Origin of the sequence: Rummeliibacillus sp. TYF005 (assembly GCF_003844195.1) — a bacterium.
Classification (GTDB): domain Bacteria; phylum Bacillota; class Bacilli; order Bacillales_A; family Planococcaceae; genus Rummeliibacillus.
Genome location: NZ_ML122565.1, coordinates 21,019 through 46,783, shown reverse-complemented (window position 1 = coordinate 46,783; position 25,765 = coordinate 21,019). Strand labels below are relative to the sequence as shown.

23 protein-coding genes and 1 riboswitch are annotated in these 25,765 nt (G+C 34.0%); of the genes, 11 read left to right on the top strand and 12 right to left on the bottom strand.

The features are described 5' to 3' along the window. Positions 1 to 72: 72 nt before the first annotated feature. Positions 73 to 303: a MerR family transcriptional regulator gene (locus tag CW357_RS12280; RefSeq protein WP_119415957.1), complete on the top strand. Its 231-nt coding sequence runs from the start codon at positions 73 to 75 to the stop codon at positions 301 to 303. 170 nt (positions 304 to 473) lie between these two features. On the opposite strand, the gene CW357_RS12275 is transcribed toward CW357_RS12280, so the two are convergent. Beyond that, positions 474 to 1,460 carry a homoserine dehydrogenase gene (locus tag CW357_RS12275; RefSeq protein ID WP_124218205.1) on the bottom strand — a complete coding sequence of 329 codons (987 nt, stop codon included), beginning with the start codon at positions 1,458 to 1,460 and terminating at the stop codon, positions 474 to 476. A gap of 341 nt (positions 1,461 to 1,801) precedes the next feature. Further along, positions 1,802 to 3,097 (bottom strand): O-acetylhomoserine aminocarboxypropyltransferase/cysteine synthase family protein, encoded by a 1,296-nt coding sequence (locus tag CW357_RS12270; protein ID WP_119415955.1) that lies wholly within the window; start codon positions 3,095 to 3,097, stop codon positions 1,802 to 1,804. A 135-nt stretch (positions 3,098 to 3,232) separates the two neighbouring features. Continuing rightward, positions 3,233 to 3,348: riboswitch (SAM riboswitch) on the bottom strand. A gap of 287 nt (positions 3,349 to 3,635) precedes the next feature. Here CW357_RS12270 and CW357_RS12265 point away from each other — a divergent pair. Beyond that, complete coding sequence (locus CW357_RS12265; protein WP_119415964.1) at positions 3,636 to 5,108, top strand: DASS family sodium-coupled anion symporter; 1,473 nt, start codon at positions 3,636 to 3,638, stop codon at positions 5,106 to 5,108. A 120-nt stretch (positions 5,109 to 5,228) separates the two neighbouring features. After that, the gene (locus CW357_RS12260; RefSeq protein WP_124218204.1) at positions 5,229 to 5,960 is read left to right on the top strand and encodes an NADPH-dependent oxidoreductase; all 732 of its coding nucleotides are present in this window, start codon (positions 5,229 to 5,231) and stop codon (positions 5,958 to 5,960) included. A gap of 79 nt (positions 5,961 to 6,039) precedes the next feature. Here the strand turns inward: CW357_RS12260 and CW357_RS12255 are convergent, their stop codons facing one another. Next, on the bottom strand, positions 6,040 to 7,725 hold the full coding sequence (locus CW357_RS12255; protein ID WP_119415953.1) for a hypothetical protein: 1,686 nt from the start codon (positions 7,723 to 7,725) through the stop codon (positions 6,040 to 6,042). A 130-nt stretch (positions 7,726 to 7,855) separates the two neighbouring features. Between CW357_RS12255 and CW357_RS12250 the strand changes: the two genes are divergently transcribed. From CW357_RS12250 to CW357_RS12230, 5 genes are all read left to right on the top strand, one after another. After that, a complete protein-coding gene (locus CW357_RS12250; protein WP_233548074.1) occupies positions 7,856 to 8,509 on the top strand; it encodes a lysoplasmalogenase in 654 nt (217 codons plus the stop codon). 32 nt (positions 8,510 to 8,541) lie between these two features. Further along, complete coding sequence (gene pepT / locus CW357_RS12245; RefSeq protein ID WP_119415952.1) at positions 8,542 to 9,768, top strand: peptidase T; 1,227 nt, start codon at positions 8,542 to 8,544, stop codon at positions 9,766 to 9,768. Positions 9,769 to 10,175: 407 nt separating this feature from the next. Then, a complete protein-coding gene (locus CW357_RS12240; RefSeq protein ID WP_119415951.1) occupies positions 10,176 to 10,886 on the top strand; it encodes a hypothetical protein in 711 nt (236 codons plus the stop codon). Positions 10,887 to 11,054: 168 nt separating this feature from the next. Further along, positions 11,055 to 12,341, top strand: coding sequence for an Nramp family divalent metal transporter (locus CW357_RS12235; RefSeq protein ID WP_119415950.1), 1,287 nt, complete (start codon positions 11,055 to 11,057; stop codon positions 12,339 to 12,341). Between the two features lie 43 nt (positions 12,342 to 12,384). After that, positions 12,385 to 12,594, top strand: a complete 210-nt coding sequence (locus CW357_RS12230) for a hypothetical protein (protein WP_119415949.1) — start codon at positions 12,385 to 12,387, stop codon at positions 12,592 to 12,594. A gap of 62 nt (positions 12,595 to 12,656) precedes the next feature. Here the strand turns inward: CW357_RS12230 and CW357_RS12225 are convergent, their stop codons facing one another. The 3 genes from CW357_RS12225 to CW357_RS12215 are packed head-to-tail and all read right to left on the bottom strand — an operon-like array spanning position 12,657 to position 15,449. Next, positions 12,657 to 13,622 carry a nucleoside hydrolase gene (locus CW357_RS12225; RefSeq protein WP_119415948.1) on the bottom strand — a complete coding sequence of 322 codons (966 nt, stop codon included), beginning with the start codon at positions 13,620 to 13,622 and terminating at the stop codon, positions 12,657 to 12,659. 24 nt (positions 13,623 to 13,646) lie between these two features. Continuing rightward, on the bottom strand, positions 13,647 to 14,324 hold the full coding sequence (locus tag CW357_RS12220) for a GNAT family N-acetyltransferase (RefSeq protein ID WP_119415947.1): 678 nt from the start codon (positions 14,322 to 14,324) through the stop codon (positions 13,647 to 13,649). Between the two features lie 15 nt (positions 14,325 to 14,339). Beyond that, the gene (locus CW357_RS12215; protein WP_119415946.1) at positions 14,340 to 15,449 is read right to left on the bottom strand and encodes a mandelate racemase/muconate lactonizing enzyme family protein; all 1,110 of its coding nucleotides are present in this window, start codon (positions 15,447 to 15,449) and stop codon (positions 14,340 to 14,342) included. Positions 15,450 to 15,548: 99 nt separating this feature from the next. Between CW357_RS12215 and CW357_RS12210 the strand changes: the two genes are divergently transcribed. Continuing rightward, positions 15,549 to 16,793, top strand: a complete 1,245-nt coding sequence (locus CW357_RS12210; protein WP_119415945.1) for a hypothetical protein — start codon at positions 15,549 to 15,551, stop codon at positions 16,791 to 16,793. A gap of 86 nt (positions 16,794 to 16,879) precedes the next feature. Here the strand turns inward: CW357_RS12210 and CW357_RS12205 are convergent, their stop codons facing one another. Continuing rightward, positions 16,880 to 17,992, bottom strand: coding sequence for an amidohydrolase (locus CW357_RS12205; protein WP_119415944.1), 1,113 nt, complete (start codon positions 17,990 to 17,992; stop codon positions 16,880 to 16,882). Positions 17,993 to 18,081: 89 nt separating this feature from the next. After that, the gene (locus CW357_RS18745) at positions 18,082 to 18,216 is read right to left on the bottom strand and encodes a hypothetical protein (RefSeq protein WP_255416312.1); all 135 of its coding nucleotides are present in this window, start codon (positions 18,214 to 18,216) and stop codon (positions 18,082 to 18,084) included. A gap of 138 nt (positions 18,217 to 18,354) precedes the next feature. On the opposite strand from CW357_RS18745, the gene CW357_RS12200 reads away from it, so the two are divergent. Next, positions 18,355 to 18,609 (top strand): hypothetical protein, encoded by a 255-nt coding sequence (locus CW357_RS12200; protein WP_119415942.1) that lies wholly within the window; start codon positions 18,355 to 18,357, stop codon positions 18,607 to 18,609. An 87-nt stretch (positions 18,610 to 18,696) separates the two neighbouring features. Here CW357_RS12200 and mprF read toward each other — a convergent pair whose 3' ends face one another. The 4 genes from mprF to CW357_RS12180 all read right to left on the bottom strand — a co-directional run bounded on the left by mprF (position 18,697) and on the right by CW357_RS12180 (position 24,745). Then, entirely contained in the window at positions 18,697 to 21,276 is a 2,580-nt protein-coding gene (mprF, locus tag CW357_RS12195; protein ID WP_124218203.1) for a bifunctional lysylphosphatidylglycerol flippase/synthetase MprF, read from the bottom strand. 195 nt (positions 21,277 to 21,471) lie between these two features. Further along, a complete protein-coding gene (locus CW357_RS12190) occupies positions 21,472 to 22,266 on the bottom strand; it encodes a LysM peptidoglycan-binding and 3D domain-containing protein (RefSeq protein ID WP_119415940.1) in 795 nt (264 codons plus the stop codon). 532 nt (positions 22,267 to 22,798) lie between these two features. Beyond that, the gene (locus tag CW357_RS12185; protein WP_119415939.1) at positions 22,799 to 23,167 is read right to left on the bottom strand and encodes a helix-turn-helix domain-containing protein; all 369 of its coding nucleotides are present in this window, start codon (positions 23,165 to 23,167) and stop codon (positions 22,799 to 22,801) included. A gap of 459 nt (positions 23,168 to 23,626) precedes the next feature. Continuing rightward, complete coding sequence (locus tag CW357_RS12180) at positions 23,627 to 24,745, bottom strand: sensor histidine kinase (protein ID WP_241155089.1); 1,119 nt, start codon at positions 24,743 to 24,745, stop codon at positions 23,627 to 23,629. Between the two features lie 163 nt (positions 24,746 to 24,908). Here CW357_RS12180 and CW357_RS12175 point away from each other — a divergent pair, with 163 nt between their 5' ends. Continuing rightward, positions 24,909 to 25,709, top strand: a complete 801-nt coding sequence (locus tag CW357_RS12175; protein WP_124218202.1) for an HAD family hydrolase — start codon at positions 24,909 to 24,911, stop codon at positions 25,707 to 25,709. Positions 25,710 to 25,765: the final 56 nt, after the last annotated feature.

The following is a 25,765-nucleotide window of genomic DNA, read 5'->3' as shown; positions in this document are numbered from 1 at the left end:
ATTTATCATATATTCAGAAAGTTGAGGTTACTATTTTCTTCTATTATAATAAGGCCAAGGGGGCCTAACATTATGTACAAAACGGTTGCAGAAACAGCAAAAGATATCTCTATGCCTGAATATCAAGTAATGCGTTATGTGTTGGAAGGCCGCATTCGTTCTGTTCATGATGGTGAACAGTTTTTAATCAGTAGTGATCAATTTGATCGTTACTTCGAGCAGCTTCAACAGATTAAGGAAGAAATTGAGATATGGAAAAATACGCCGATTCCTGAAGATATTGATATTAAAGACGAAGACTAATTTAATATAGGATTGGTTTATAATGACCTTTAAAATGAAAAGCCACGAAAATTTTACTGATTGTAAAATTTTCGTGGCTTTGTTATTGCTCAACCTCGTAGCCGTTATTCGCTATTCCCCACAATATATGTAGATTAGATTTATGAATAATGATACAACGAGTTAATAACTTAAATTGTAACTGTTGCTGGTGATTTCACTAACATGTCTGCATAATCTTCCACCATTACACTCGCTGTAGGGAACATACCTGCACCTGGACCTACAAGTGTAAGTGTACCAATATAGTTTGTATCAAACGCAACTGCATTATTAACACCTTCAATATTATATAACGGATGTTCTGGTCCTACTAATTGAAGTCCTACTGTTGCAATAATTTCACCAGTTGTCTCATCACGACGAACATCTCCAACATGTCTGTAACGCAAACCTTTTTCTTTTGCTTCCTCAACTTGTTCAGCTGTTATTTCCGTAATACCTACAATATCTACATCATCCCAATTAGGTTGTTCACCAAATGCTAATGCACTTAAAATCATAAGTTTGCGGAATGGATCTTGACCCGAGATATCATTATATGGGTCAGCTTCTGCATAGCCTAAACGTTGTGCATCTTGTAACGCTTCATCGAATGGTAATCCTTCACTGCGCATTTGAGTAAGGATATAGTTTGAAGTGCCGTTTAAAATCCCTTGAATATGACTTACTTCGTTCACCCGAAGGATATTTTGCATTGTCTTAATAACTGGTACTCCACCAGCTACAGTCGCTTCATAACCAACTTGAACGCCGTATTTTTTCGCTTTCTCTTGTAAAGCTAAACCGTATTTAGAAAACATTACTTTGTTCGCAGTAATAATATTGCATCCTTTTTCAATCGCCTTTGATAAATATCTATAAGCTGGCTCTTCTCCAACAATTGCCTCAAAAACCACTTCTAAATCTGGAATTGCTAAGATATCCTCAAATTTATCTGTTAATAATTCTTTTGGAGCATGTGAACGCGGCTTATTCACATTACTTACAAGAATTTTAACAATCTCAATATCTACTCCTAAAGTATCTTTGAATTGCTTTCGTTTTTCATTTACTATACGAAAAATACCTTGACCAACTGTACCGAAACCAAGAATCGCTACCTTCACTGTTGTCATATCATTCGCCTCCAAATTTCTCTTCTTTATATTGTGAAATACATATGTTCACTTCATACGCATTCAATTTGTGATTTATCTATCATTAACATGTGACCTATACATGTAAAGAAATCTTTAAATACTGAACTTAAAGTTGATTTTAGCTCACATACGGACAGATTACAAGAAAAATCTTTCTGAGAAGGACAATTGTTTTTTCTGAGAGGTCATGAAAACCGCTTACATCATTGATTTTATCGAATTTTTAGATTATTTTTAAAAAGCCAATTTATATAAGAGAAAAAGAGTGAACGTGTTTAACGCATCACTCTTTAAACTTTTGCTTCCCGAATCCAGTTTTATTTTGCCTCTTCAGGTTTACCGACTTTCGCAAATGCGGCCTCTAGTGCTTCTATTATATCTTCCGCAGCTTCTAAACCAATTGACAGACGAACTAATTCTTCCGGAACACCAGATTTTTTCAATTCTTCTGGACTTAATTGTTGGTGTGTTGTAGAAGCAGGATGAATGATTAGAGAACGAGCATCCCCAACATTCGCCACGTGGCAGAATAATTCAATGTTATCAATAAGCTGACGACCAGCACTTCGTCCACCTTTAATACCAAAAGTAAGGACAGATCCAAAACCATTTTTCAAGTATTTTTTAGCATTTGCAGCAAATTCGCTATCATCAAATCCATTGTAATGCACCCATTCTACTTGGTCATTTTGACGAAGATATTCTGCCACTTTTCTTGCATTTTCATTATGATATGGAACTCTTAAATGTAAAGTTTCTAATCCTTGGAGTAAATTAAACGCAGCGTCAGGGCTAAGTGTTGGTCCAAAATCTCGTAATAATTGAACGCGTAAACGAGTTGCAAATGCTGCATTTGCTGTATCAACACCGTAACGTAAACCATGATAAGATTCATCTGGCTCTGTATAATCAGGGAATTTACCACGTGTCCAATCAAATTTACCGGCATCTACTACTACCCCAGCAATAGTTGTACCATGACCGCCTATCCATTTTGTTGCAGAGTGAACAACAACATCTGCACCAAATTCAATTGGATTGCAACCTACAGGTGAAGCAAATGTATTATCAATGATTAATGGAATTTCATGTTTGTGTGCAATTTTTGCTAATGCTTCAATATCTACGATTGAAAGACTTGGGTTTCCAATGGTTTCAGCATAGATAGCTTTTGTATTATCTTGAATAGCTGCTTCAAACTCATCATTATTTTTTTCGTTGACAAATGTTGTTGTAATACCATAACGAGGTAACGTGTTCGCAAATAGATTATAAGTTCCTCCATAAATACTAGATGCGGATACAATATGATCACCTGCACGTGCGATGTTCAATATTGAAAATGCGATAGCTGCCATCCCTGAAGATAAAGCAACTGCTGCTGTACCTCCCTCAAGTAATGCAATTCGTTTTTCAAATACATCTACAGTAGGGTTCATAATACGAGAATAGATATTGCCTGGTTCTTCTAATGCAAATAATTTACGTGCATGTTCAGAATCTTTAAATTTATATGCAGTTGTTCGGTATACAGGTACTGCAATAGCTCCTGTTGTTGGATCTGGTGTTTGACCACCATGAACTGCTAAAGTCTCTTTACGTAATTCTGTCATTTTAAATTCCTCCTAAAAATTTTTTAGATGGAAAACGGAGGTGTGTTAAAGGGTTTTTATAAAGTCATTATTCCAATGCTTATAAAAAATAAAAACCCTTCTTCACGTAAGAAGAGGGTTGATTAGCATTTCCTCCCCTTATCTTTCAGACTCGCTTAGAATCTGTAGGAATTAGCACCGTAGCAAGTATTCATAAACTTACTGGTTGCTGGGCATCGCAGGGCCTATCCCTCCGCCGCTCTTGATAAAGGTTATTTTTTTATTCCATCTTGTTGAGGTAAGTATAGAAGATAAATAGAATAAAAGTCAACAACTTTCTGAATAATTAATCATTTTGAAAGGGATTTATTTCTTGTATTATATTTTTTGTAAGAATCACTAGTACAATATTTTCCTATCTTTTTAATCTTACTTCATAAGATAAACGTGTACTTTACAAATAAAGTATTTCATAAATTTTCCTTTTTTCGACATATATATGCACATTATATCAATAAGCACAGCCTTATAATGGAGATAAAGGAAATGAATGATAATTATGGAGGAAGTTAAAAAGAAAAAGAATTTAAAACCTCTATGGATAGGACTTGCTTTTGCTGTATTAATAATCATGACATTTTGGCCAAACAGCGGAAATTTACCCGTAGCTGGTCAAAGGAGTTTAGCAATTCTTGGATTTGCCGTTATTTTATGGGTTACAGAAGCTGTTTCTTATCCAGTAAGTGCAGCCATGATTATAGCAATTACTGGAATATCAATCGGATTAGCACCCACTCTTGAAGATCCTTCACTAGAGTATGGTACAGCTAATGCTTTGAAAATGGCTTTAGGTGGTTTTAGCAATTCTGCCGTCGCATTAGTGGCTGCTGCTCTTTTCTTAGCTGCTGCCATGCAAGCAACAAATTTACATAAGCGACTTGCCTTATGGATTTTATCCCTGGTCGGTACAAAAACTAAAAATATCGTATTTGGAGCAATCATCGTTTCGATTATATTAGCATTTTTCGTACCAAGTGCCACAGCTCGGGCAGGAGCAGTTGTGCCCATCTTACTAGGTATGGTCGCTGCATTCGGCCTACCAAAAGATAGTAAACTAGCTGCATTATTAGTCATAACTTCTGTACAAGCTGTATCTATTTGGAATGTTGGCATTAAGACAGCTGCTGCGCAAAATATGGTCGCATTGAGTTTTATCAATAAAGAATTTAATACGGATATTTCCTGGAGCCAATGGTTTATATACGCAGCACCATTCTCAATTATTATGTCCATCGTGCTATTCTTTGTAATGATTAATCTGATTAAACCTGAAACTCAAAAAATTGAAGGCGGCAAGGAATTGATTGAATCCCAGTTAAAAGAACTAGGACCTGTCAAATCCGCTGAAATTCGTCTAATTATTATTTCTTTAATTTTATTATTCTTCTGGGCTACTGAAGGAAAGCTACACCCATTTGATACGACAACTGTTACAATTATTGCTATCGCAGTATTATTAGCCCCCAAAATTGGTGTCTTTGATTGGAAACAAGTAGAAGGTCTTATTCCATGGGGTACTATTATTGTATTTGCAGTAGGTATCTCACTCGGTACAATATTACTTGATACACAAGGTGCTCAATGGCTTTCTACTAAAGTATTCGGTTCACTTGGCTTAGAACATATGCCAATTTTAGCAACAATTGCTTTAGTGTCATTATTTAATATTCTAATTCACCTTGGTTTCGCAAGTGCAACCAGTCTATCTTCAGCATTAATTCCAATTTTTATTGCACTAACAACAACTATTGATTTTAATATTAATAATGTAGGATTTGTAATCATCCAACAGTTTGTTATTAGTTTTGGCTTCTTACTACCTGTAAGTGCACCTCAAAATATGCTTGCTTACGGTACCGGAGCCTTTACTGTCAAAGATTTCTTAAAATCAGGTATCCCAATTACTATTGCAGGGTATTTGCTCATTTTAATATTTAGTGCAACCTACTGGAAATGGATTGGTTTGCTTTAAAACTTACAATTAGTGAAATGGCGAAGAGTATTAAAACCTCTTCGCCATTTGTTTCAGTAGTAACTTTCTATAAAATCCCGTATAGTGAAAATGATACCTACTATAAAGGAGTGACATTTAGTGGTCAAAGATCTATTACGTAGTCATACATCTGTAAGAAAATATACTGGTGAAAAAATCCCTAAAGAAGTCGTGTATGATTTAATCGAAACTGCTCAAATGGCAGCAACTTCACACTTTATCCAAGCTTATAGTGTTATCTGGGTAACGGATGAAGAGAAACAACAAAAACTTGGCGAACTATCAAACAATGCGTTTCAATTCCAAACAGCTGGCGCAGCTTTTCTATTTTGCGTAGATTTCAAACGTTTACAAATTGCTGGTAAAAAGCAAGGTGTTGAAATTGTAGCGGATTCGGCTGAAAATGTCCTTGCCGGTGTAGCAGATGTATCCTTATTTGCGCAAAACTTCGTTATTGCAGCAGAGGCAGAAGGTTATGGAATTTGCTATATTGGTGGGGCGCGAAATCAACCAGAAGCAATTAGCGAATTATTTAATTTACCAGACTATGTCTTCCCGTTATTTGCTATGACAATTGGTAAACCTACGAAACGTAACGAAACAAAACCACGTTTACCTTTAAATGCTATACTGCATGAAAATAATTATGATGTAGAAAAGTATGATCAACTATTAGATGAATATGACGCAACATTAGAAACATATTATGCAAGTCGTTCTTCTAACAAGAAGATGGCTAATTGGACAAAACAAATGGCTGATTTTCTTATCGAACAACGCCGTCCTTTTATCAAAGACTTCTTAGCTAAAAAAGGTTTTACTTGGAAATAGTATTCTTTTAAGAAAAAAAGGCCAATGGTAAGTATCCTTCCATTGGCCCTTTTTGACAACAAATTGTATCCTTGTAAATCTACTCTTCTATACCTTGAATCGTCATTTCTTTAACTGGTAAGAAAACATCTGTTGAATTTACATATTTTACTTCCACTTGGTCGCCCTCTTTTAAATATACTGCAAGAGGTGCTAATTCGGAGCTGACAATATAATTTTCTTTGTTATCTAATAAGAAAGAAATTGTCGTATAATCACCGTTTTTCTCTTTATAAACTCGGATTACTTTTCCTTTAGCTATTTTTTCTTCACTTGAAGAACTACTATTTAAAGAACTACTTCCCGAGCGATTAATCACTGTTTTATATTGTCTCAGCGCTTCGTTCGGTGTAGCTGCTGATACTGAAAGTTCTGGGTTTGCTGCTGATACAATGGAATAATTTTGTAAGAATCCATTGGAATCAAGTACTGGAACTAGCCAACTTGCTTCACCATAGAAATTGTAGATAATTGGCATAGAAGCTTGCCATTTTTTCTCGATGAATTTTTTCTCAATAATTTGAATTGCCCCTTGCGAATCCATATAGGCTTCATCTTTGTTACCTGAATAGTATGTTGCTTGACCTGTACGTGCATTTGTCAAAGAGTAGCCGAGCATTGAGTCCACGCCTTCTTTAGGACTAGTGAAATCTGTAAAGTAATACATGGTTCCATTTTCATCAAATACTGGACTAACATTAGCTTCAGTTCCTTCATCTGATGGGAGTTTTACATCCTTTTTACCAAATAAGCTATTCCAGTAACCATGCACATATTTACCAAAATACTCATTTTGTCTACTTACAGCTTCTGGAGAAATCGCACCGTCGATAAATTCAGGGACATCCTTTAATGCATAGGTTTGAGACTTGCCCGTTTTAGCATCAATCATCACAATTCCTTTAGGATCAAAACCATTACGACCTGATATAAACTCACCATAAGTACGGATATAAAATGGTTTACCATCGTCATTAACTTCTAATTGTGCGTCACCATAGAAGATTTCTTTAGTATTAGCTAAGCGCATATGACGTTCCACATTGTTATTTAAGTAAGCAGAAGTTGTGTAAACCATTGGAGATTTTACAAACTTAGGATTATCCGATGAGTTTGTTGCACTCATTGTTAAATATCCTGGAGATTCTTTTCCTTTCATCCATTTAAAGAAATCAGAGAATTCCACTGGAGCAATATAAACATATTCACCATTTACTTTTTGAATCTGCAGGTTACCTAGTTCATAGTAACTTGTATTCGGTACTTGGCTAAAGGCTTTTTTCATTTTGTTTCGTGCAAACTTTGGTGGAACACTTGCAGGTGTTTTTGTGTCATCGAATGCTTCAATCTCTACCTTTTTTGTCATCTCAGCAGATTGATATTTTTGGTTTGCATTGAAAAAAGGTGCTGAAATTAGGTATACAACAAATAGTAAGCTTGCAAAAGCAATAATCCCTTTTATTTTTCTTTCAAGCTGGTTTGATAATAATGCACCTATCAATGAAATAATAAATAGTACTGGCCATAAAATTGTCCAGTTTTGATCGATTTTTGTAACATAAAAAACAATTACTGTGATGATGAAGGCTAAAATAAAAATCGCAATTCCAAATTGCATCTTAAACTTTGTCTTAAACTCACCATCAGCAGTTCTACTAGTTATTGGCATGATTAGCACTGCTGCTATTACAGCAATAATGGCAGACATAAGTAAAGTAGTAGTCATAGTTATTCATCCTTTCTCATATTAAAATACGAATGACTTCATAGAAAGTTTCTTAGAAATTTCTTTGGAATTTTGTTTCGAATTATTTGAGGTATCAATATATAGAAAATCACGTAAAGGAGGTGGATTCATGACAAGGTTAAATCTTATTATACTTGTTATCTTCTTTTCTCTTATTTATATTTTCTTAATACCTGATGAACCATTCTTGTTGAAAATTACATTCAAAATCATACCGATGATCTTGATGATACTTTTCGTCTTTTTGAAGCGTAATTCGAACAACCCAGCATTTTCAAAGTGGCTTCTTTTTGGATTAATCTTTTGTATGCTTGGCGATGCCACATTACACTGGTTTTTACTGGGCCTATCCTGCTTTTTAGTCGGTCATATCTGCTACATTGTCGCATTTTTCAAGGTGAAAAAGAAAGCAATAAATGTATATATTGCTATTTTTTTATTGGCTTACGGTTTGATGATGGTAGCATGGATTGCGGGTAATTTATTTAAATCAGGGAATTATATACTTAGCGTAGCAGTTTGCTTCTATATTGCAGTCATTTTAACAATGGGCTGGTCCGCTATACAATCTTACTCACCATTACTTATAATTGGTGCTCTTTCCTTTATTTTCTCTGACTCTATATTAGCTATCAATAAGTTTATAACTGATATTCCTATGTCCCATGTCCTTATTATGACAAGTTACTATGGAGCCCAACTTTTATTCACTTTAAGCTTACTAAATTATTCCGTAGTCCGAAAGAAAGTGTTAGAATTATGACAATGCTTCAAATATAAGGAGGATTCAAACTAATGAAAGAAACAGTGATTGAACGATTAGTTCGCTATACAAAAATTGATACACAATCTAACGAAGATAGCCAAACGACACCTTCTACTGAAAAACAATGGGATTTACTCCATTTGTTAGAAAATGAATTAAAAGAAATTGGTATGCAGGAAATTTCTGTAGATGAAAATGGTTACTTATTTGCAACATTACCTTCAAATTCTGATAAAGAAATTCCAACAATCGGTTTCTTAGCTCATGTCGATACAGCGACCGACTATACAGGTACAAACGTTAATCCACAACGTCATGACAATTATGATGGTGGAGATATTCAACTAAATTCAGAAGTTGTATTATCACCTAAAAACTCACCTGAATTAGTAAACTATATTGGTCAAACATTGATCACTACAGATGGCACTACTTTACTTGGGGCTGATGATAAAGCAGGTATCGTAGAAATTATGACTGCAATGGAATACTTGATACAACATCCTGAAGTAAAACATGGTACCATTCGTGTAGGATTTACACCTGACGAAGAAATCGGACGCGGTCCTCATAAATTTGATGTAGAACGTTATAATGCAGATTATGCATATACAATGGATGGTGGCCCACTTGGAGAGCTTCAATATGAAAGCTTTAATGCCGCTGCTGCTAAAGTAACTACACGTGGTACAAATGTACATCCTGGTTCAGCAAAAGGGAAAATGGTCAATTCTATTACAATGGCTATCAAATTCCAAGAAATGATGCCAAAAGATACAATACCTGAAGCAACTGAAGATCATGAAGGTTTCATACATCTTATGAACTTCAATGGTACAGTTGAAAATACAACTCTTTCTTATATTATTCGTGATCATGACCGTGAAGCTTTCGAAGAAAAGAAAGCATTGATGAAAGAAGCCGAAAAAGCAGTCAAAGCTGAATACGGCGAAGATGCCATTACAGTAGATATCCACGATCAATACTATAATATGGCCGAAAAAATTCTACCTGTGAAAGAAATTGTTGACATAGCACAAAAGGCGATGGAAAATCTAGATATCAAACCTTTAATTTTACCTATTCGTGGTGGTACTGATGGATCTCAACTTTCATATATGGGACTACCAACTCCTAATATCTTCGCTGGTGGCGAAAATATGCATGGTAAATACGAATATGTTTCAGCTGAAACAATGGTGAAAGCAACTGAAGTCATTATAGAAATTGTTCAATTGTTTGAACAACAAGCTTAATTGCTGAATTCATAAGCTGATGATATTTAAAGAAAAGAAGAAACGACCATTCGGAAAACTACTCGAATCGTTGTTTCTTCTTTTCTTTTTAAAAATTATTTTCAAAAAGGATTAGATATCATATCAAGAAGGGATTTTGACAAAAGAAAAACGATAAGATGGATGAAATCTTATCGCCACAGTCTTGATACAAATTTCTAAACTTTTGAGGGGGGTTTAGAAATATGATGAATAGCTAATTTTTGGAGAAAAGTAGCTATACTTACCCTGCTCTACTTGCATTTGAAGAGGAGGTTTATTTTCTTTATATGACAATGATAATCATTATCATTTTTATTGTCAATACTTTTGAATATATTTTTAGAAAATTCCATAACTAATGTATAGTATGAATATGAGGTGATTTTATGGGTTCTTTATCAAAAGATCAATTACAAAAATTAAAGTCTTATAGTATTTATGTAGATGATTCAGTTCATACTATTTTTAACTTACAGCAGCTTCATAATGATGATTTTTTATGTGATTTTATAACACTGATTAAAGTAATTAGTAAAGTGGAGTCAGATGTAATTGCACTCTCCTATTTTACTCGTCGCTATGGAATGTTTATTTCAATGCAATTTTACATGTTAACAATGTATGACGAATTTTGGGATGGTGCTTTAAGTGATTTGAAATTCGGCATTAAAGAAGAATTTGGAAATAAGGCATTATGTACATTTACGAAATCATCAGATTGGCATTGGGTTGAAGAGGAAAACCGAGAATCTGCATTCAAAAAAATTTTAAAACAACAATGTTATGAAGTTTTTGTTCAACTTCGTAAAATAACTTCTGTATCCCCTAAAATGCTATGGGAAAATGTATTTGGTTATATGTTATGGCATTACCATGTTCTACTTTCAAATCCTGGGACTTATGAACAAGCTCAATTAGATATTGCATTGTTAGAAGATGATTCTCTATGGTCCCCTTTTGCTAAGTACTCTTACTTTAAAGAGTATACTGGGAAAGAACATCCTTCAAAATTGATCAATATTCCTGTACGAAAAACTTGTTGCTTTTCTAAGGATATTCCCGGTTGGATGCAATGTGGCTTTTGTCCATTAAAATAAAATTCCGATGTTCTCATCACCCAAAATATTATTAACTTAATAGTAAATCTAAAAATAATCCTAAATCCCCTTTACTTTTAAACTTAATAGCAGTACAATGTACACACAAAAACTTTCCTGAAGGAAACTTTATTTCTGGTATAACACTTTTGGGAATGGGGGAAAAACATGCTAAATAGTTTTCAAAAAGAAAAAAATAAAAACCATAATCAAATAACGGCTGAAAATGTTTTAAACGGTAAAGTACATGGTATTAAAAGTATACTTCCTTTCTTAGGTCCAGCATTTATAGCTGCTGTTGCTTATATAGACCCAGGAAACTTCGCAACGAATATTACAGCAGGTTCACAATATGGCTATTTACTATTATGGGTTATTGCTTTTTCAAACTTAATGGCTGTGCTTATCCAATCACTTTCTGCGAAATTAGGCATAGCAACGGGGAAAAATTTACCCGAAGTAGCGCGTGAAAACTTTTCTAAGAAAACGTCCATTCTATTATGGATTCAAGCTGAGTTAGTTATCATGGCAACAGATTTAGCAGAATTTATAGGCGCTGCACTTGGTATGTATTTATTGTTTGATATTCCAATGCTTCCTGCAGCGTTAATCACCGCTGTTGGATCGTTTGCTATCTTAGAACTTCAACGACGAGGTGTACGTGCATTTGAAGCTGGTATTTCGGCAATGGTAATGATGGTCGTGTTAGCCTTCGCATTCCAAACATTCCTTGCTCATCCTGATGCCGGAGCAATTGCTGCAGGATTTATCCCTAAATTTGAGGGTGTCAATTCGATCCTTTTAGCAACAGGTATTTTAGGTGCAACAGTTATGCCACACGCTATATATTTACATTCATCATTAACTCAACATCGCATAATAGGGCATAACGATGAAGAAAAACGGAAAATTTTCAAATTTGAATTTATCGATATCATAATTGCTATGGTAATTGCAGGGGCTATTAATATGAGTATGTTAATCATCGCAGCTGCTGTATTCCACTCAAAAGGGATGAATGTTGAAGATCTTGATGTAGCATTCAATGCACTTAGTGATATGATTAGTCCGATAGCTGCAGTCTCATTCGGGCTAGGATTACTAATTGCGGGGCTAGCAAGTTCATCGGTTGGTACATTATCCGGTGATGTTGTCATGCAAGGCTTTATAAACAAACATATTCCGATTTATTTGAGACGTGCCATTACCATGATTCCACCTATTTTAATCATCGCCTTTGGAGCTAACCCGACAAAAGCATTGGTATGGAGTCAAGTCATATTATCATTTGGGATTGCTTTTGCATTGATACCTCTTATTATGTTCACAAGTAATAAAAATATAATGGGCGGATTGGTCAACCACAAACTAACAACGATTTTAGGATGGATTGTAGCGGGGATTGTAGTAGCCTTAAACATCTATCTTCTCTATCAAACAGCTTTTGGCGCATAATATTCTTTGTATCGCTCACACTAACTTAAAGGAGAGTGATACCATGAAAAAAGATTCTTTGCCAAATGATAAAAAGAAATTCATCGATCTTCCTTACGAAGACAGACCGGATATGTTGGATTCTGAGTATATTAGTATTTATGATTTACACGAAGATGAGCAAACAGTTGATTCGTATCCACTAGAAGCTCAAAGAAAAGATTTAGAAAAAGAAAGTTTTGATGACAAATATAATGGAAAATGGACATCATAACAACAAAAGGGGCTCATCCAGCTAAATGGAGAGTCCCTTTTGTCTTAGTACTTAACATTAAACTATTCCTCTAAAAGCTGTTGTCCAATCGTCGTACATGCATCAAAAAACAGCTTGATATAACCTTCACGATTTACGCTATGTAACACTTTAGCATTTGGCTTCTTCCCTGTTTTATGTGTATAGTCAACTATTGTAGTCCCAGTAGTATAACGTCCTTCTAATTCAATTTCCACATAATAGTTGTCACCTTTAAATAACTCAGGTGCAACGATGGCAGCTACCGCACATACATCATGTACACGAATTTGTTCTTCAAAATGTGGTGCATAGAACGGTGTTTGTGATTGCGTAAATGTATAGAACTTCATCATGTCTGCTGCTTTTTCAGCAAATGGAGTACCTAATGTTCGAAGTTTAGCCATCTCTTTACGTGTAATATAGGCTTTATGTGTAACATCCAAACCACTCATCACAATAGGGACACCTGAGCGAAATACTATCTCTGCCGCATGTGGGTCTACATAGGCATTAAACTCTGCAGTTGTAGACATATTCCCCCCAACTGCTGCCCCTCCCATCCAAGAAATCACTTTAATCTTTGGTTTTACTTCAGGATGAGCAAGTAATAATGCACCTATGTTCGTTAAAGGCCCTGTAGCAATAATCGTAACGAGTTCATCACTAGCCATCAGTGTCTCATATATAGCCATAATGGCTGGACGCTTACTTTCTTTTAAAGTTGGTTCCGCCCATTTGACGTTACCTAAACCGCCTTCGCCATGCACATCTTCTGCTACTTCTAAAGTGCGGAAAATAGGATGGGCTAAACCACGTGCTACCTCAACATTTTGATTAATATAAGTTAAAAAGCTTAACGCATTATAGGTTGTCTTATCAGTAGATAAGTTTCCTGCTTCTGTTGTGACAAGTTTAATATCAAGTTCCGGACGTGAAAATGCTAATGCCAGCATCATTGCATCGTCAATGCCAGGGTCACAATCAATAATTACAGGTGTTTTGTTCAAAATTCTTCACCCCTTAATAAGGATTTACTTTTTATATGTTACATACCATTGATCTTTCATCTGAAACATATCTGTTCCCAAAAAGCCTTCTTTTAATAATTGTTGTTGTCCGGTAGTATCAGACATTAATAAAGCCCGTGATTCAGAAAAAGTTGGAGTTTCACCATTCAACTTTTTATAAAATATATAACGCAATTTGTCGCCATATTTTACTTTTAAACCTGCTATCATTAAACCTTGGGAAAATTTATCTTTTAAACTTGGGATATTCAATGGCTTTACTGTTGCACAAATATAATCGAATCGACTTAAATCTACTTGTTCCATAATGATTTGAGCCATCCTTTTTTGCAATCCATAACCACGATAACGTGGAGAAACATTTGAAATCTCTTGATAAAGTACTCTTGTAAGTTCTTCTTCTGGTATACTACAATCTCTACCTAAATGCTCTTCGTCAATCATTGGTTCAAGTAAAGCACGGAATGCAATTAGTTCGTCTTCTACATAAACACCAATCATTAAACCATGGTCGCTTAATATAAACTTAAATTCCTCTTCACTTAATGGTTGTAATGTATTCTTATCAGGTAATGCACCGATTACCTCCTCTTGTAACTTTGCAAGTTCGGATAAATTCTTTTCACTTAATATTTGAACGTAATAAGGTGTTTCACCAAGAAAACCATTTGCAATAGTCATAACTATAATTTCCTCCTAACGAACAATACATGATTTATGGCAAAGTTCTTGTATGATATCTTCATCTACATCTACTCCTAAGCCTGGTCGTTCGTTTAGGCAGATAAAAGGCACATCATAGTGTAGATTTCCAACATCTTTTGAGAATTTAAGAGGTCCAGTAAGTTCGACGCTTTTCATAATTTTTTTTGAAAAGGCTACATGAAAACCAGCTGCTGAACCAATAGAAGATTCCACCATAGACCCTACCTGGCATTCAATTCCTGCCATTTCGGCCATATTAGCTAATTTCATAGCAGGATAAATTCCACCACACTTCATGAGTTTTATATTCACTTTATCTGCTGCACGTTTTGCAATAATTTCACGCATTTCTTTTGTACCATGCAATCCTTCATCAATCATCAATGTCACATCAGTTTTTGATTTGACTTCAACCATTGCATCGATATCATCTGCATCTACTGGTTGCTCTAACCAATCTAGATTAACGTCGCGTAATGCGCGTAACCCTTTTAATGTTGTTGCTGCATTATGCCAACCTTGGTTAACATCTACACGAATGTCGATAGCATCCCCTACTTTTTCACGTACTGCTTGGATACGTTCTACATCCTTCATCACTTCTGTTCCGACCTTCATCTTAAATGAACGGTACCCCATTTCCACTCTTTCAGCTGCTTCGTTAGCCATTTTTTCAGGGGTTCCAATACTTAATACATGTGTAATAGGGAATTTTTCGTGATAACGACCACCAATGAGTTGGTAAACAGGAACATTTAATTTTTTACCTGCAATATCAAAACAAGCAATATCTATTGCTGCTTTTGCAGCAGGTACTTGATAAACCGTTTTATCCATTAACTCATGAATCTTTTCAAAGCTACAAGGATCTTGTCCAATTACGACTGGTGCAAGTTGATGTTTTAGAACCATATAAGTACTTTCCCATGTCTCGCCAGTTACATGTTCGTCAGGAACAGCTTCTCCATAACCAACGATTCCCTCATCTGTTGTCATTTTGACGATAATAGAAGGCATCGTATCGTATGTGTCATAGCTAATTATAAAAGGTTCGATTAATGGTAATTCAATAGCATAGATTTCTACCGATGATATTTTCATCTTTTTTCACTCTTTTCTTTACATTTAGAAATTCTCTTGATATAGTTGTCGTTAAATGGTCGCTAATAGCGATTAAAAAATAGTTAAGGAGTCGTCATAATGCCTACAAAAATTGCAGTCATTAGCTCTCTTGCTTTTAAGGATCGTTTAATAAGTATCTCACAAGAAGTTGAGAATATCCAATTAGAATTTTATATCTATAACACCCCAGATGAAACCCCAAAATTAATGAAAACGATTAAACCTTGTGATGTATTATTATTTTCCGGTACGCTGCCATATTTATACGCAAAACCACTATTAACGAACTGGCCGATACCATGGACATACTTAAAACAAGATGAATTTGCTATATCAACATCCATTTTATCCGTTTTAGCAAAACATCATATACAACTTTCTCAATTATCGATTGATGTTATTAACTCTAAGCACGTTAAAAATGTTTTGGATGATATAGAATACAATGGATCACAGCCATTTGTACAAGAAATTCACATTGAAGAACACTTTAATATGATCTATCAGCGGCATAGAAAACTATGGGATGAAGGCAAGATTAGATTTGTTATTACAAGTATTCATAGTATCTATGATGCACTGATTGCGGAAGGTATCCCTGCAATGCGTATGCATGATTCTAATAGTTCCATTATCCATCGTTTAGAAGAGACAAAAGTATTATCTAAAATGACTAAATCCGAGTCTGCAAAAGCAGTTGTTGGTATTCTAGAGTTTTCTGAATCAAATGAAGATGAGCAGCTTATATTACAAAAAGTTGTCACAGCTACACATGCATCCTATCAAAAAATGGACACTAATCATTTTGAATTATTCACCACTTTCGGTCACATTCAAAATGCTTTTCAACATAACTTATTAGAATCTACTTTTAACATAACACAGTACCCGATAAAGTTAACATTTGGTTATGGAGAATCTATATTAGAGGCACAAGAAAATGCAAAAAGGGCATTGGATTTTGCATTACCTAATGCCATCTACATTATGAGTGAAAACAAAGAACTACAAGGACCATTTCCAAACCAGCCTATAGTTCTTTCCTTACAAACAAAGGATCCATATGTGTTACAAATGGCAAAAGAAACAAAATTGAGTCCCCTCAATATTTCAAAAATCATGGCTTTTAGCGTTTCAAGACAATCTTTACAATTTACAGCAGTAGATTTAGCAAAATACTTACAAGTCACACGAAGATCTACAGAAAGAATATTAAAAAAGCTAGTTGAACACGGCTACGCAAAAGTAGTTGGCGAAGAAATGTCTTACCAACAAGGTAGACCTCGTGCTATATATGAACTTAATTTTTCTACTTATCACTAAATATTTTTAGAATTGAAAAAAGGGCTAAATCCATTTAATGGACAGCCCATTCTTCCTTATATAAAACTCAAACTCATTCACTTTTGCTAATCATCACTATGAGATTTAGGATTTTTAGCTAGTACAGCAGCTAATACTTTAGAAGCATCAAGCAAAGCTTCATGACTAAATGTCATTTTCGGATGGTGTAATCCTGGAGCTAAATTTGCACCAATTCCAATCATCGTAGCTTTTAGTTCTGGCTTTTTAACCGTATAGAAATGGAAATCATCACTTCCAGGCGTAATAACATGTGGTGCTAAATGATCTTTTCCTAAAGTTTCAATAATCGCTTCTTCCGCCATTTTAGCCGCTTCTTCTGAAACTTCAGCACCTGGTGTATAATCTACCCATTTCCAATTCATATCAATATTAAATTGTTTTTCAATCGCCTTTAAGCCTTCTTCAATTTTTCCTTGTATCACATCTAAAACACTATTTTTTTGTGCACGAATGTCCATTGTAAAGCTTGCTGTACCTGGAATAATATTCATACTTCCACCGTCTGCTACAATTTTCGTTAGCTTCGCAGAATGTGGTTCAAATGGTGATACATAGATACTTTTAATCATTTGTTGAATCGCTACAACAACATCAATCGAATTTTGGCCTTGATGAGGACGTGCACCATGCGCATCTGTACCATGAATCTCTCCCTCGAGGAAAATAGCTGATCCATGATGTATGGCGGGTGATACTTGTCCTAATTTAAGCTCTTCAATCGGACGTAAATGCACACCAAATAGATGAGATACACCATCTACTGCACCATGTTCGAATGCTGCAACCGCTCCATTTCCCATTTCTTCAGCAGGTTGGAAGATAAATCGTACCTTGTGCTGTAATGGTTGATCTTTTAAACGCAATAATGCCCCAAGTACCATAGACATATTACCATCATGTCCACATGAATGATTAGCTCTCCATTTTCCGTCTACTTCTTGCCACAGTGCATCGATATCAGCACGAACGGCTACAGTTTCTCTGCCTTCACCTATTTCAGCAACCAGACCTGGTACATCACCAAATAATCTATAGGAGATATGTAAGTTATCTAATATACTCGCAATTTTCTTTGTCGTTTCATGTTCTTTCCAACTAATCTCTGGATGTTCATGAAAATAATTAAACCAATTTAATATTTGTTCATCAATCGTCATTTTTTACACCTCATTTGTACCATATTACTTCAATTTATGTTTTTTTCCAAATACAAAAAAACACAGCCATTATTGGGCTGTATTTTTGTTTATAACTCTGTATAAAATCCTTCTGGATATTGTTCACTTTCATACGGTTGTTCCAATTCTTCACCAGTAAATTCACTTGAAGATAACTCATATTCTTCATCCAACAAATACGTTTCAAATTTCGAAGGTTTCATGGCAGCACTCCTTTTAATTGAATATTCTGATTATTTAATAATAATATATGATTATTAAAGATAATTCAACTAAATTGAAACTTTTTATTTATAACTGAGTATATATATTTAAAATCAAATTTTTAGGGGTGATTAATCATGCTATTTGTCGTTTTGATTGTAGCCATTGCTATTACAGGAGAAGTTATTAAGACAATTGTCCAGAACAAAAATAAACGCTTAGAAATTGAACACAAAATTTTAAAAGAGGAAATTAAATTAGAGGAAATCAAGCAAAAAAACTATATGTTAGAAACAGAGAAACTCCGTTTAGAGTTAAAACAGGTCCAAAATAATTCCCCCACTAAAGCTGAACTTTTAGGTTTTAAACAAATTGAACCTGACCGAGAGTGAGAACTGCTCCCCGCTTCCACTCATTTTAAATAAAATGAAAAGGACAAAGAGAGAACTTATTATGAATGCCTCTCTTTGTTGTTCCAACTAAGATTTCCTTGAATTTTTTGCTTCTGAAACTTTCTCCCTCATGGATGAATATTTATTATCTCCTATTAACATCATAATTTGTAAAATTGTAAATGGAAGTGAAGATTTTTTTCGATAAGCAAGATATTTTGGTTGCCATTCATTAGCAAACTTCTCTTTAAAATTTTGAACCCCTTGAAAATTATAATATTCTTGCCCATCGACTATTATTTGCGTTGCAATCTTTTCACTAATCCCTGCAAACTTGGAAACTCCTACATGTGATAGAGGTGTTATTCCTACATTTAAACGTTCAAACCCTCTAACTTCAGATGCTTGGATAATATTAAAGAATAAATAATCCATCGTATCATCTGATGAAAAATCTTTCTTACATCGAATTAGGTCAATTTTAACTGTACGTTCTTCATCATATAATGGAATCAAATTAGCAAAGGCAATAATTTCGAAATTATTATTTTTCAAAATAGCTAAAGGTGTAAATTGTAAATAATCTTTATCAAAATAACCGATTGAAAATCCTTTTTCTTTTCGATGGTCAAGCCATTCATCCGAAATACTTTGCAATTGGCTCATAATTTCAGCTGAGTATGGTGGTTGCATGATTTCACATGTGAATCCTTCTTTTAGAAGGTTCGAATTTACTCTCTTGTATTCTTCCATTACTTTTCTCGACTGTCTGAATTTCTTTAGATTGATATATCCTTCTTCACCCATCTTGAAAAAGCGATAACCATATCCGTGCAAGCATGAAACAAACTGGTCACTAATTTCATAGAAAATTGGTGTATATCCGTAATCATCTGCATACTTCATAAATTCCTCGATTGCTTTATTAAAATCCTCTTTCGCACCGACCAGATCACCTAAGACTACTAATTTATCGGCAATAATCTGATATGGGAATAGAACCGTCTTATTCTTATTCCAATAGATATATTTATCGTGAAGAAATATTAAATGGGATAACTCCTTTCCTCCATATTTATTTAGATGAAGGAAAATCTCCTCTTCATATGCTAATGAAGATATCTTTGTAAACTGAGTAATCTTACGTAGTGAAACTTCCAACACAACCACAAATGCAACGACAATAAGACCCATAAATGCACTTTTAAATAAATCACTCGAATCCGTAGTTAAAAATGGTCTTAGCTTCTCTGGAATAGTATACTTCATCGATGGATTTACAAAAAAGCCTATCAAGATATACAGCAATAAAATGACGAAGATGATTGCCGTATTTAAAATACTCCTCCCCCAAGTCACGACGTAACTTTCCCGATAAAATCGGCGGCGAGATAAATACAAAAGCCCTGCTACAAATAACATAAATAACGCTTGCTTGTACTGAACACCTTTAATAATAAAAAGTGCTGAAGCAAATAGTAAGACAAAAACTGTCATCCTATATGAATTTTTATCTTTATAAGATATTCCATTTGATAATGCAAGCAACACAAATCCCGTAGCAACCGCTAATTGATGTGAGATATTGATAATTGGAAATGCCATTAATTCTTTTGCATATTGAATACGTTCAATTGCACCAGGTGCGACGGAAGATAATAGAAGTATTAATCCTGCTAAGAACACAAGGGCAGTTGCTAAAATATGGCTCGTTTTTTCTAAAAAGAAACGAGGAATAGCATTCAATCCTACATTAAATTTCGCCCATAACTCGCGGATGAAAAGAGCGAGCCCTGCTAAAAAAGGGACCACATAATAACCAACCCTATAAAATAATAAAAGTACCAAAATAGACTCTTCAGGTATTTGTAAACTTTGTGCTCCCCATATAAATACCAAATCAAAAGAACCAAGACCTCCAGGAATCATACTAACAATTCCTGCACAAGAAGCAACGATAAAAATTGGAATTAGATTTTCGATACTGATTGATATATGGAGCGAATATACTAAAATCATCATAAATGTAAATGCGCCAAGCCATTCTAATATCGAAACACCTAATAATCCCAAATCACTTAACAAACGACGATTAGTAGTTGTTTTTCTAAACAATTGAATAAACGCCTTTACAATTAAAAACGGGACATACAAACCAATAACAACAGCTGCAACAACTAAAATCCGATGTTCTGCAAACATCGGAAAATCCCAGTAGAATATTGGCAAAACCCAAGTAAATAAAGAAATACCCGCTAGGTAAAATAATGTAACTGATGTGATGGTTTTAAAAAATGAAGCACTATCTACTTCTTCTTTTTTAAAATAGTGTGTACGTAGTAAGACTCCAATAAGTCCTCCAAACCCAATTAAATTTGAAAAAGAATTAATGATTAATGATTCCTTCATCAAGCGTCGTAAAGATCTTTTTAGCTTTAATTTTTTAATTATAAAATAATCGTAAAAAAACATTGGAAACACTAGCACTAATGAGAGTAAAGCAATTAATGCAACTGTTCTGACATCTAAGGATTCTAACTTATTTGCAATTTCTTTCCCATTCGCATTCCCTAAAATTTTACCAATTTCATGTATTGCAAAAATCATCAGCAAAATTGGTAAAATGACTTTTAACCATTGAAAAATCTTTGTTTTATTGATTTTCATCCATACATCCACCTAAATTTTATCTTCATACTCTCTACTATACATATAAGATACAATTTATGCAGTTCTTATTACTTCTAACTAGGAATTTTTATGATTAAGATCAATTTAAATAGAATCTTAAACATAAAAAATACGCCATTAATGTTAACTTCATTAATAGCGTATTTCGTATGATTCGTAAACTATTATCGATTAATTTAAAACTTTAATTGTTACTGTGCGTACTCCCCAGCTTTTTGCTTGACTGTTATTTGGCATTAGTAAGTCGATTTTATGACCTTTAATCGCTCCACCTGTATCTCCAGCAATAGCTGTACCGTATCCTTCAACCCATACTTTTGAGCCTAATGGAATAATTCTAGGATCTACCGCAATAACTTTCATGTTCGGATTAGCTTTTACATTAATCCCTGTTGCTGTTACACCTGAGCACCCTGCACAATATGGTGTATATGCTGTTGCTGTAACCGTCAATGTTTTACCAGCAGATTGTGGTGCCGCTTGGTTTGTAGATGTATTTGTTTTTGTCAGTTGTTGTTTAGATGTACTTTGTTTCTCTTCAGTTTGGGTATTAGCTGGTGTTTGTGTTTGCTTAGTCGAAACAGAAGCAACATTATTATTATTTGAATCTCCTGTTAAAACAAGCTTTTGACCTGTATAGATTAGATCACTATTAAGATTATTATAAGATTTTAAATCATGGACAGATATACCTGCTTTACTAGCAATCTTAAATAATGTATCGCCTTTATGAATTGTATATGTTTTAGCCTCTTGGCTAGTTTCTAGTTGTTGTGATGGAACAATTACATCTGAATTTAAATTGTTCATTTCTTTTAAATCTTCTACTGATACTTTTTCATCTTGAGAAATACCCCAAAGTGTATCTCCTTTTTCCACTTTGTAACTAGCAGCATCTGCTTGTGTTGATATTGCTGCAGTTCCAAGTGCGAAAACACCCGCTAGTGCAATTAAATATTTTTTCATCGTTTAAAAACGACCTCCTTTGTACTAACACGACTAACTTTACCATCGTCACATGTCATTATGATTTCTAATCGATGTATGCACTGTAACAATCGTGTTACATTCTTTGCCAATTTTCTGATATTTTATACATCATTATTGATATTTTTTTAGATTGAATTTTAATAGCTATTGATATGACTAGGTTCATCTTACATTGGAATTAATTTACAAAAGATTTTAATATTTCACCTTTTTTATACAAATAAAGAAATTGTTACACTTAAATTCCTCTATTTTTTATTTATAAAAAGGAAAATCAGCTGAATATAAGAGGGAAAACGACTTTTTCTACATTGAAATATTACAAATATAAATGAATAAAATGTAATTATTGTTTTATTGAGGAAATTTTTAAGAATGGAAACTAGTATTATCTTATTTCATACTGAAAAGATTATGGCGTAAAAACATGAAAAAGAGGTTAGGACTCTTGAGCCCCAACCTCTTTATAAGTTCTAAATTATGGATAATCCTTGATTTAAACCTTTCCCTATAACGAAACTTCTTTTTGCATCGCCTTTACCTCAGCTAACGTATAAAGTTCCCATAAGTCTTTTTTATCCAATTCATGTAATAATATATTCAAATCATTTAAAATAACATTTCTTTTTTTCGGAAACTCCTTTTCCCCTTTTAAAGGTGTCTCGTCAATCATATTTAATAGTAGCTCATCAGCAGAGACACGTAGAATTTTGCTTAATTTTACGATCCAGCTGGCAGAAGGAACGCTTTCACCCATCTCCCAACTCTTTATACGACTTGCTGATGTACCAATTGCCTTTCCTAATGACAGCATCGAATACCCATTTTGAATTCGTAATTCTTTTAGTTTTTCGCCAAAGTCTTGTGGATTAAACATTTGCCATCTCTCCCTTGTGTTAATCAGACTGATGTCAAGCGCTTACATTGTCTGAAATATTAGTATCAAAATAGTAACCTTTTTAAATTCTATTTTCTAAGTAAAGAAAGTATCACAACTTTGTAAAACTACCCCTTTTAATTTCTTTCCTCAATAACATTGATACTTAAGGAACTATTTAGTTTAAACGTGTAGTATCTTTCCCATTTGAATCAAATATCATCCTTTACTTAAAAGAACGGCTACTAAAAAGATAAAAATTATTCGTTGTATTAACATTTCGACGTTAATTAGTTGAATCCTTTTCTTTTTTTGAAAATTTTATCTTTATAAGGAAAATGAAGTGTGAAAAATTCTATTTATTAGACAAGCTTTCTATATATAAAACTTTATTTAAAACAAAAAAGAGTGTCCAAAATTTATTTGAACAACTCTTAATGTAAATCAAAAAACCATTCTTTAATCATGAGTAATAACTATTGGTACGATGATTCTTACCGTCGTACCATTATCTTCGCTTACTTCTAATTCGCCATTTACAAACTCAACACGTTCCTTCATACCATTTAAACCATTGCTCGACATTCTTTTAGAACTCTTGGATATCCCTATTCCATTGTCACTTATGATCATTTCTATAAAATCAGCACTTTGTAATATAGAAATTTTACACTCAGTAGCTTGGCTATGTCGTACTACATTATTGACAGCCTCTTTTAAACACATACTCAATGAATTACTTAGTAATTTTGGAATACGATCGTACTGTGGATTTCCTTCCACCTTTAACTGAATATTGGCTGCTATTAATATTTGCTGAACATGAGTTATTTCCTCTTGTAGTTTCACATTTTTCATATTAGATACCATCTCACGTACTTCTTTTAAAGCAATACTAGATGTTTGCCGTATATCATGCAATTCACTAATTGCAGCTTCTGGATCTTTTTTCACTAATCGAACAGCCAGATCACTTTTTAGCCCAATCATCGAAAGCTTCTGTCCTAATGTATCATGTAAATCTCTAGCAATTCTTTGTCTTTCTTCATATACACTTAGTTCTGAAATACGTGCATTTGCTGTTTCCAATGCCCCTTCAAGCTTTTTACTTTTACTTTCACTAAAAAGATAAAAAGGACCTAAAATGGCACTAAATAAGATGATAACAATTAAAGGGAGCTCTTGGATGAACAAATCTGTTTCAATGAAGAATCCTCCAATAACAGATCCTACTGTCATTGCAATATGAAGACCATACATTATATAAAATCCTACTGTATGGTGGATTTTCCCGATAGAGAATGCCGTAAAAAAGGAAAAATATATATATCCAAACAATACTGTCATGACAGCATTGATTACCATTCCAAACGCAATCCACATATATACAAGACCATTTGTTGCACTATAAGCAAAACGAAAACAGATTAAATACATGATTAAAACTGCAAGAGCAACTGACAGTGTAAGCTTTGATGCTGTATGAAAAATTAAATAAAATGGGATGAAACATAAGGCAACCCATGCTACCCAACTCATCACTGGATTTTTTGGAAAAACACTATACCATTTTGACACGTAAACTTTTCACCGCCTTTAACTGCCCTCATTATATCAAAGAATATGTATTATTATATGTATTGACCCTTTATCATAATAGATTGTTATGATATACCCTTTACATAATTATTATTTCCACTAAAATGGTTAATGGTAAAGATATAACATTGGAGATGGCGAGATGGATTCACAAGCAATTATTTTAGACCTAGATGGAACAACTTTGACAAGTAAAAAGACTGTCAATCCGTTATTAGTAGAATATTTACAAACACTTAGAAAACGTGGATTGCTTGTTCTTATTGCCACTGGGCGGACGATTTTTGAAATTCGAAAGATCCTTCCTAAGGAATTCAAAGTAGATGGAATTGTTGCATCGAATGGGATGAATATCTTTGATGCAACAAAGCAAATTATAAAAAAGGATATCCCTTCAAATACAGTTCAACAATTAATAAATCAATCGATTGAATTTGGAATTCATCATGAAATCTACCACCAAGATGGAACCGTTACTGCAATGAAAACACCTTTTCAATCGGAAACAACGAAGTTAAAATTACATAATTTTCGTAAATACATTAAATGGACATCATCTATTTATACCAACAATGTAGAAAAAATAGTATTCTTTGATGATCATACCGATCTTGTGGCAAACTGGTTTGAGAATTTAAAAGAAATGCAAAGGGATTTAGAATTTTCAGCAGCTCTATCATCTTCCCACTTAATAGATGTGAATGGAGCTGGAGCTAGTAAGGCAACTGGAACTACTTTACTTTTATCCAAATTAAACATTGCTTTTGAAAATGTTATGGCATTTGGCGATGGTGGTAACGATATTCCTCTCTTTAAAAAAGTAGGCAAAAGTATTGCCATGAGAAATGCCCGTAAAGAAGTTCAATTACATGCAGACGAAATTTCTAAATATACAAATGATGAGAATGGATTGTACCATCATCTCCATCAACTTTTCCATTAGACCATAATCGACAATATTATTTCTTGGGAAATGTTTTACGACAAAATTCCACCATA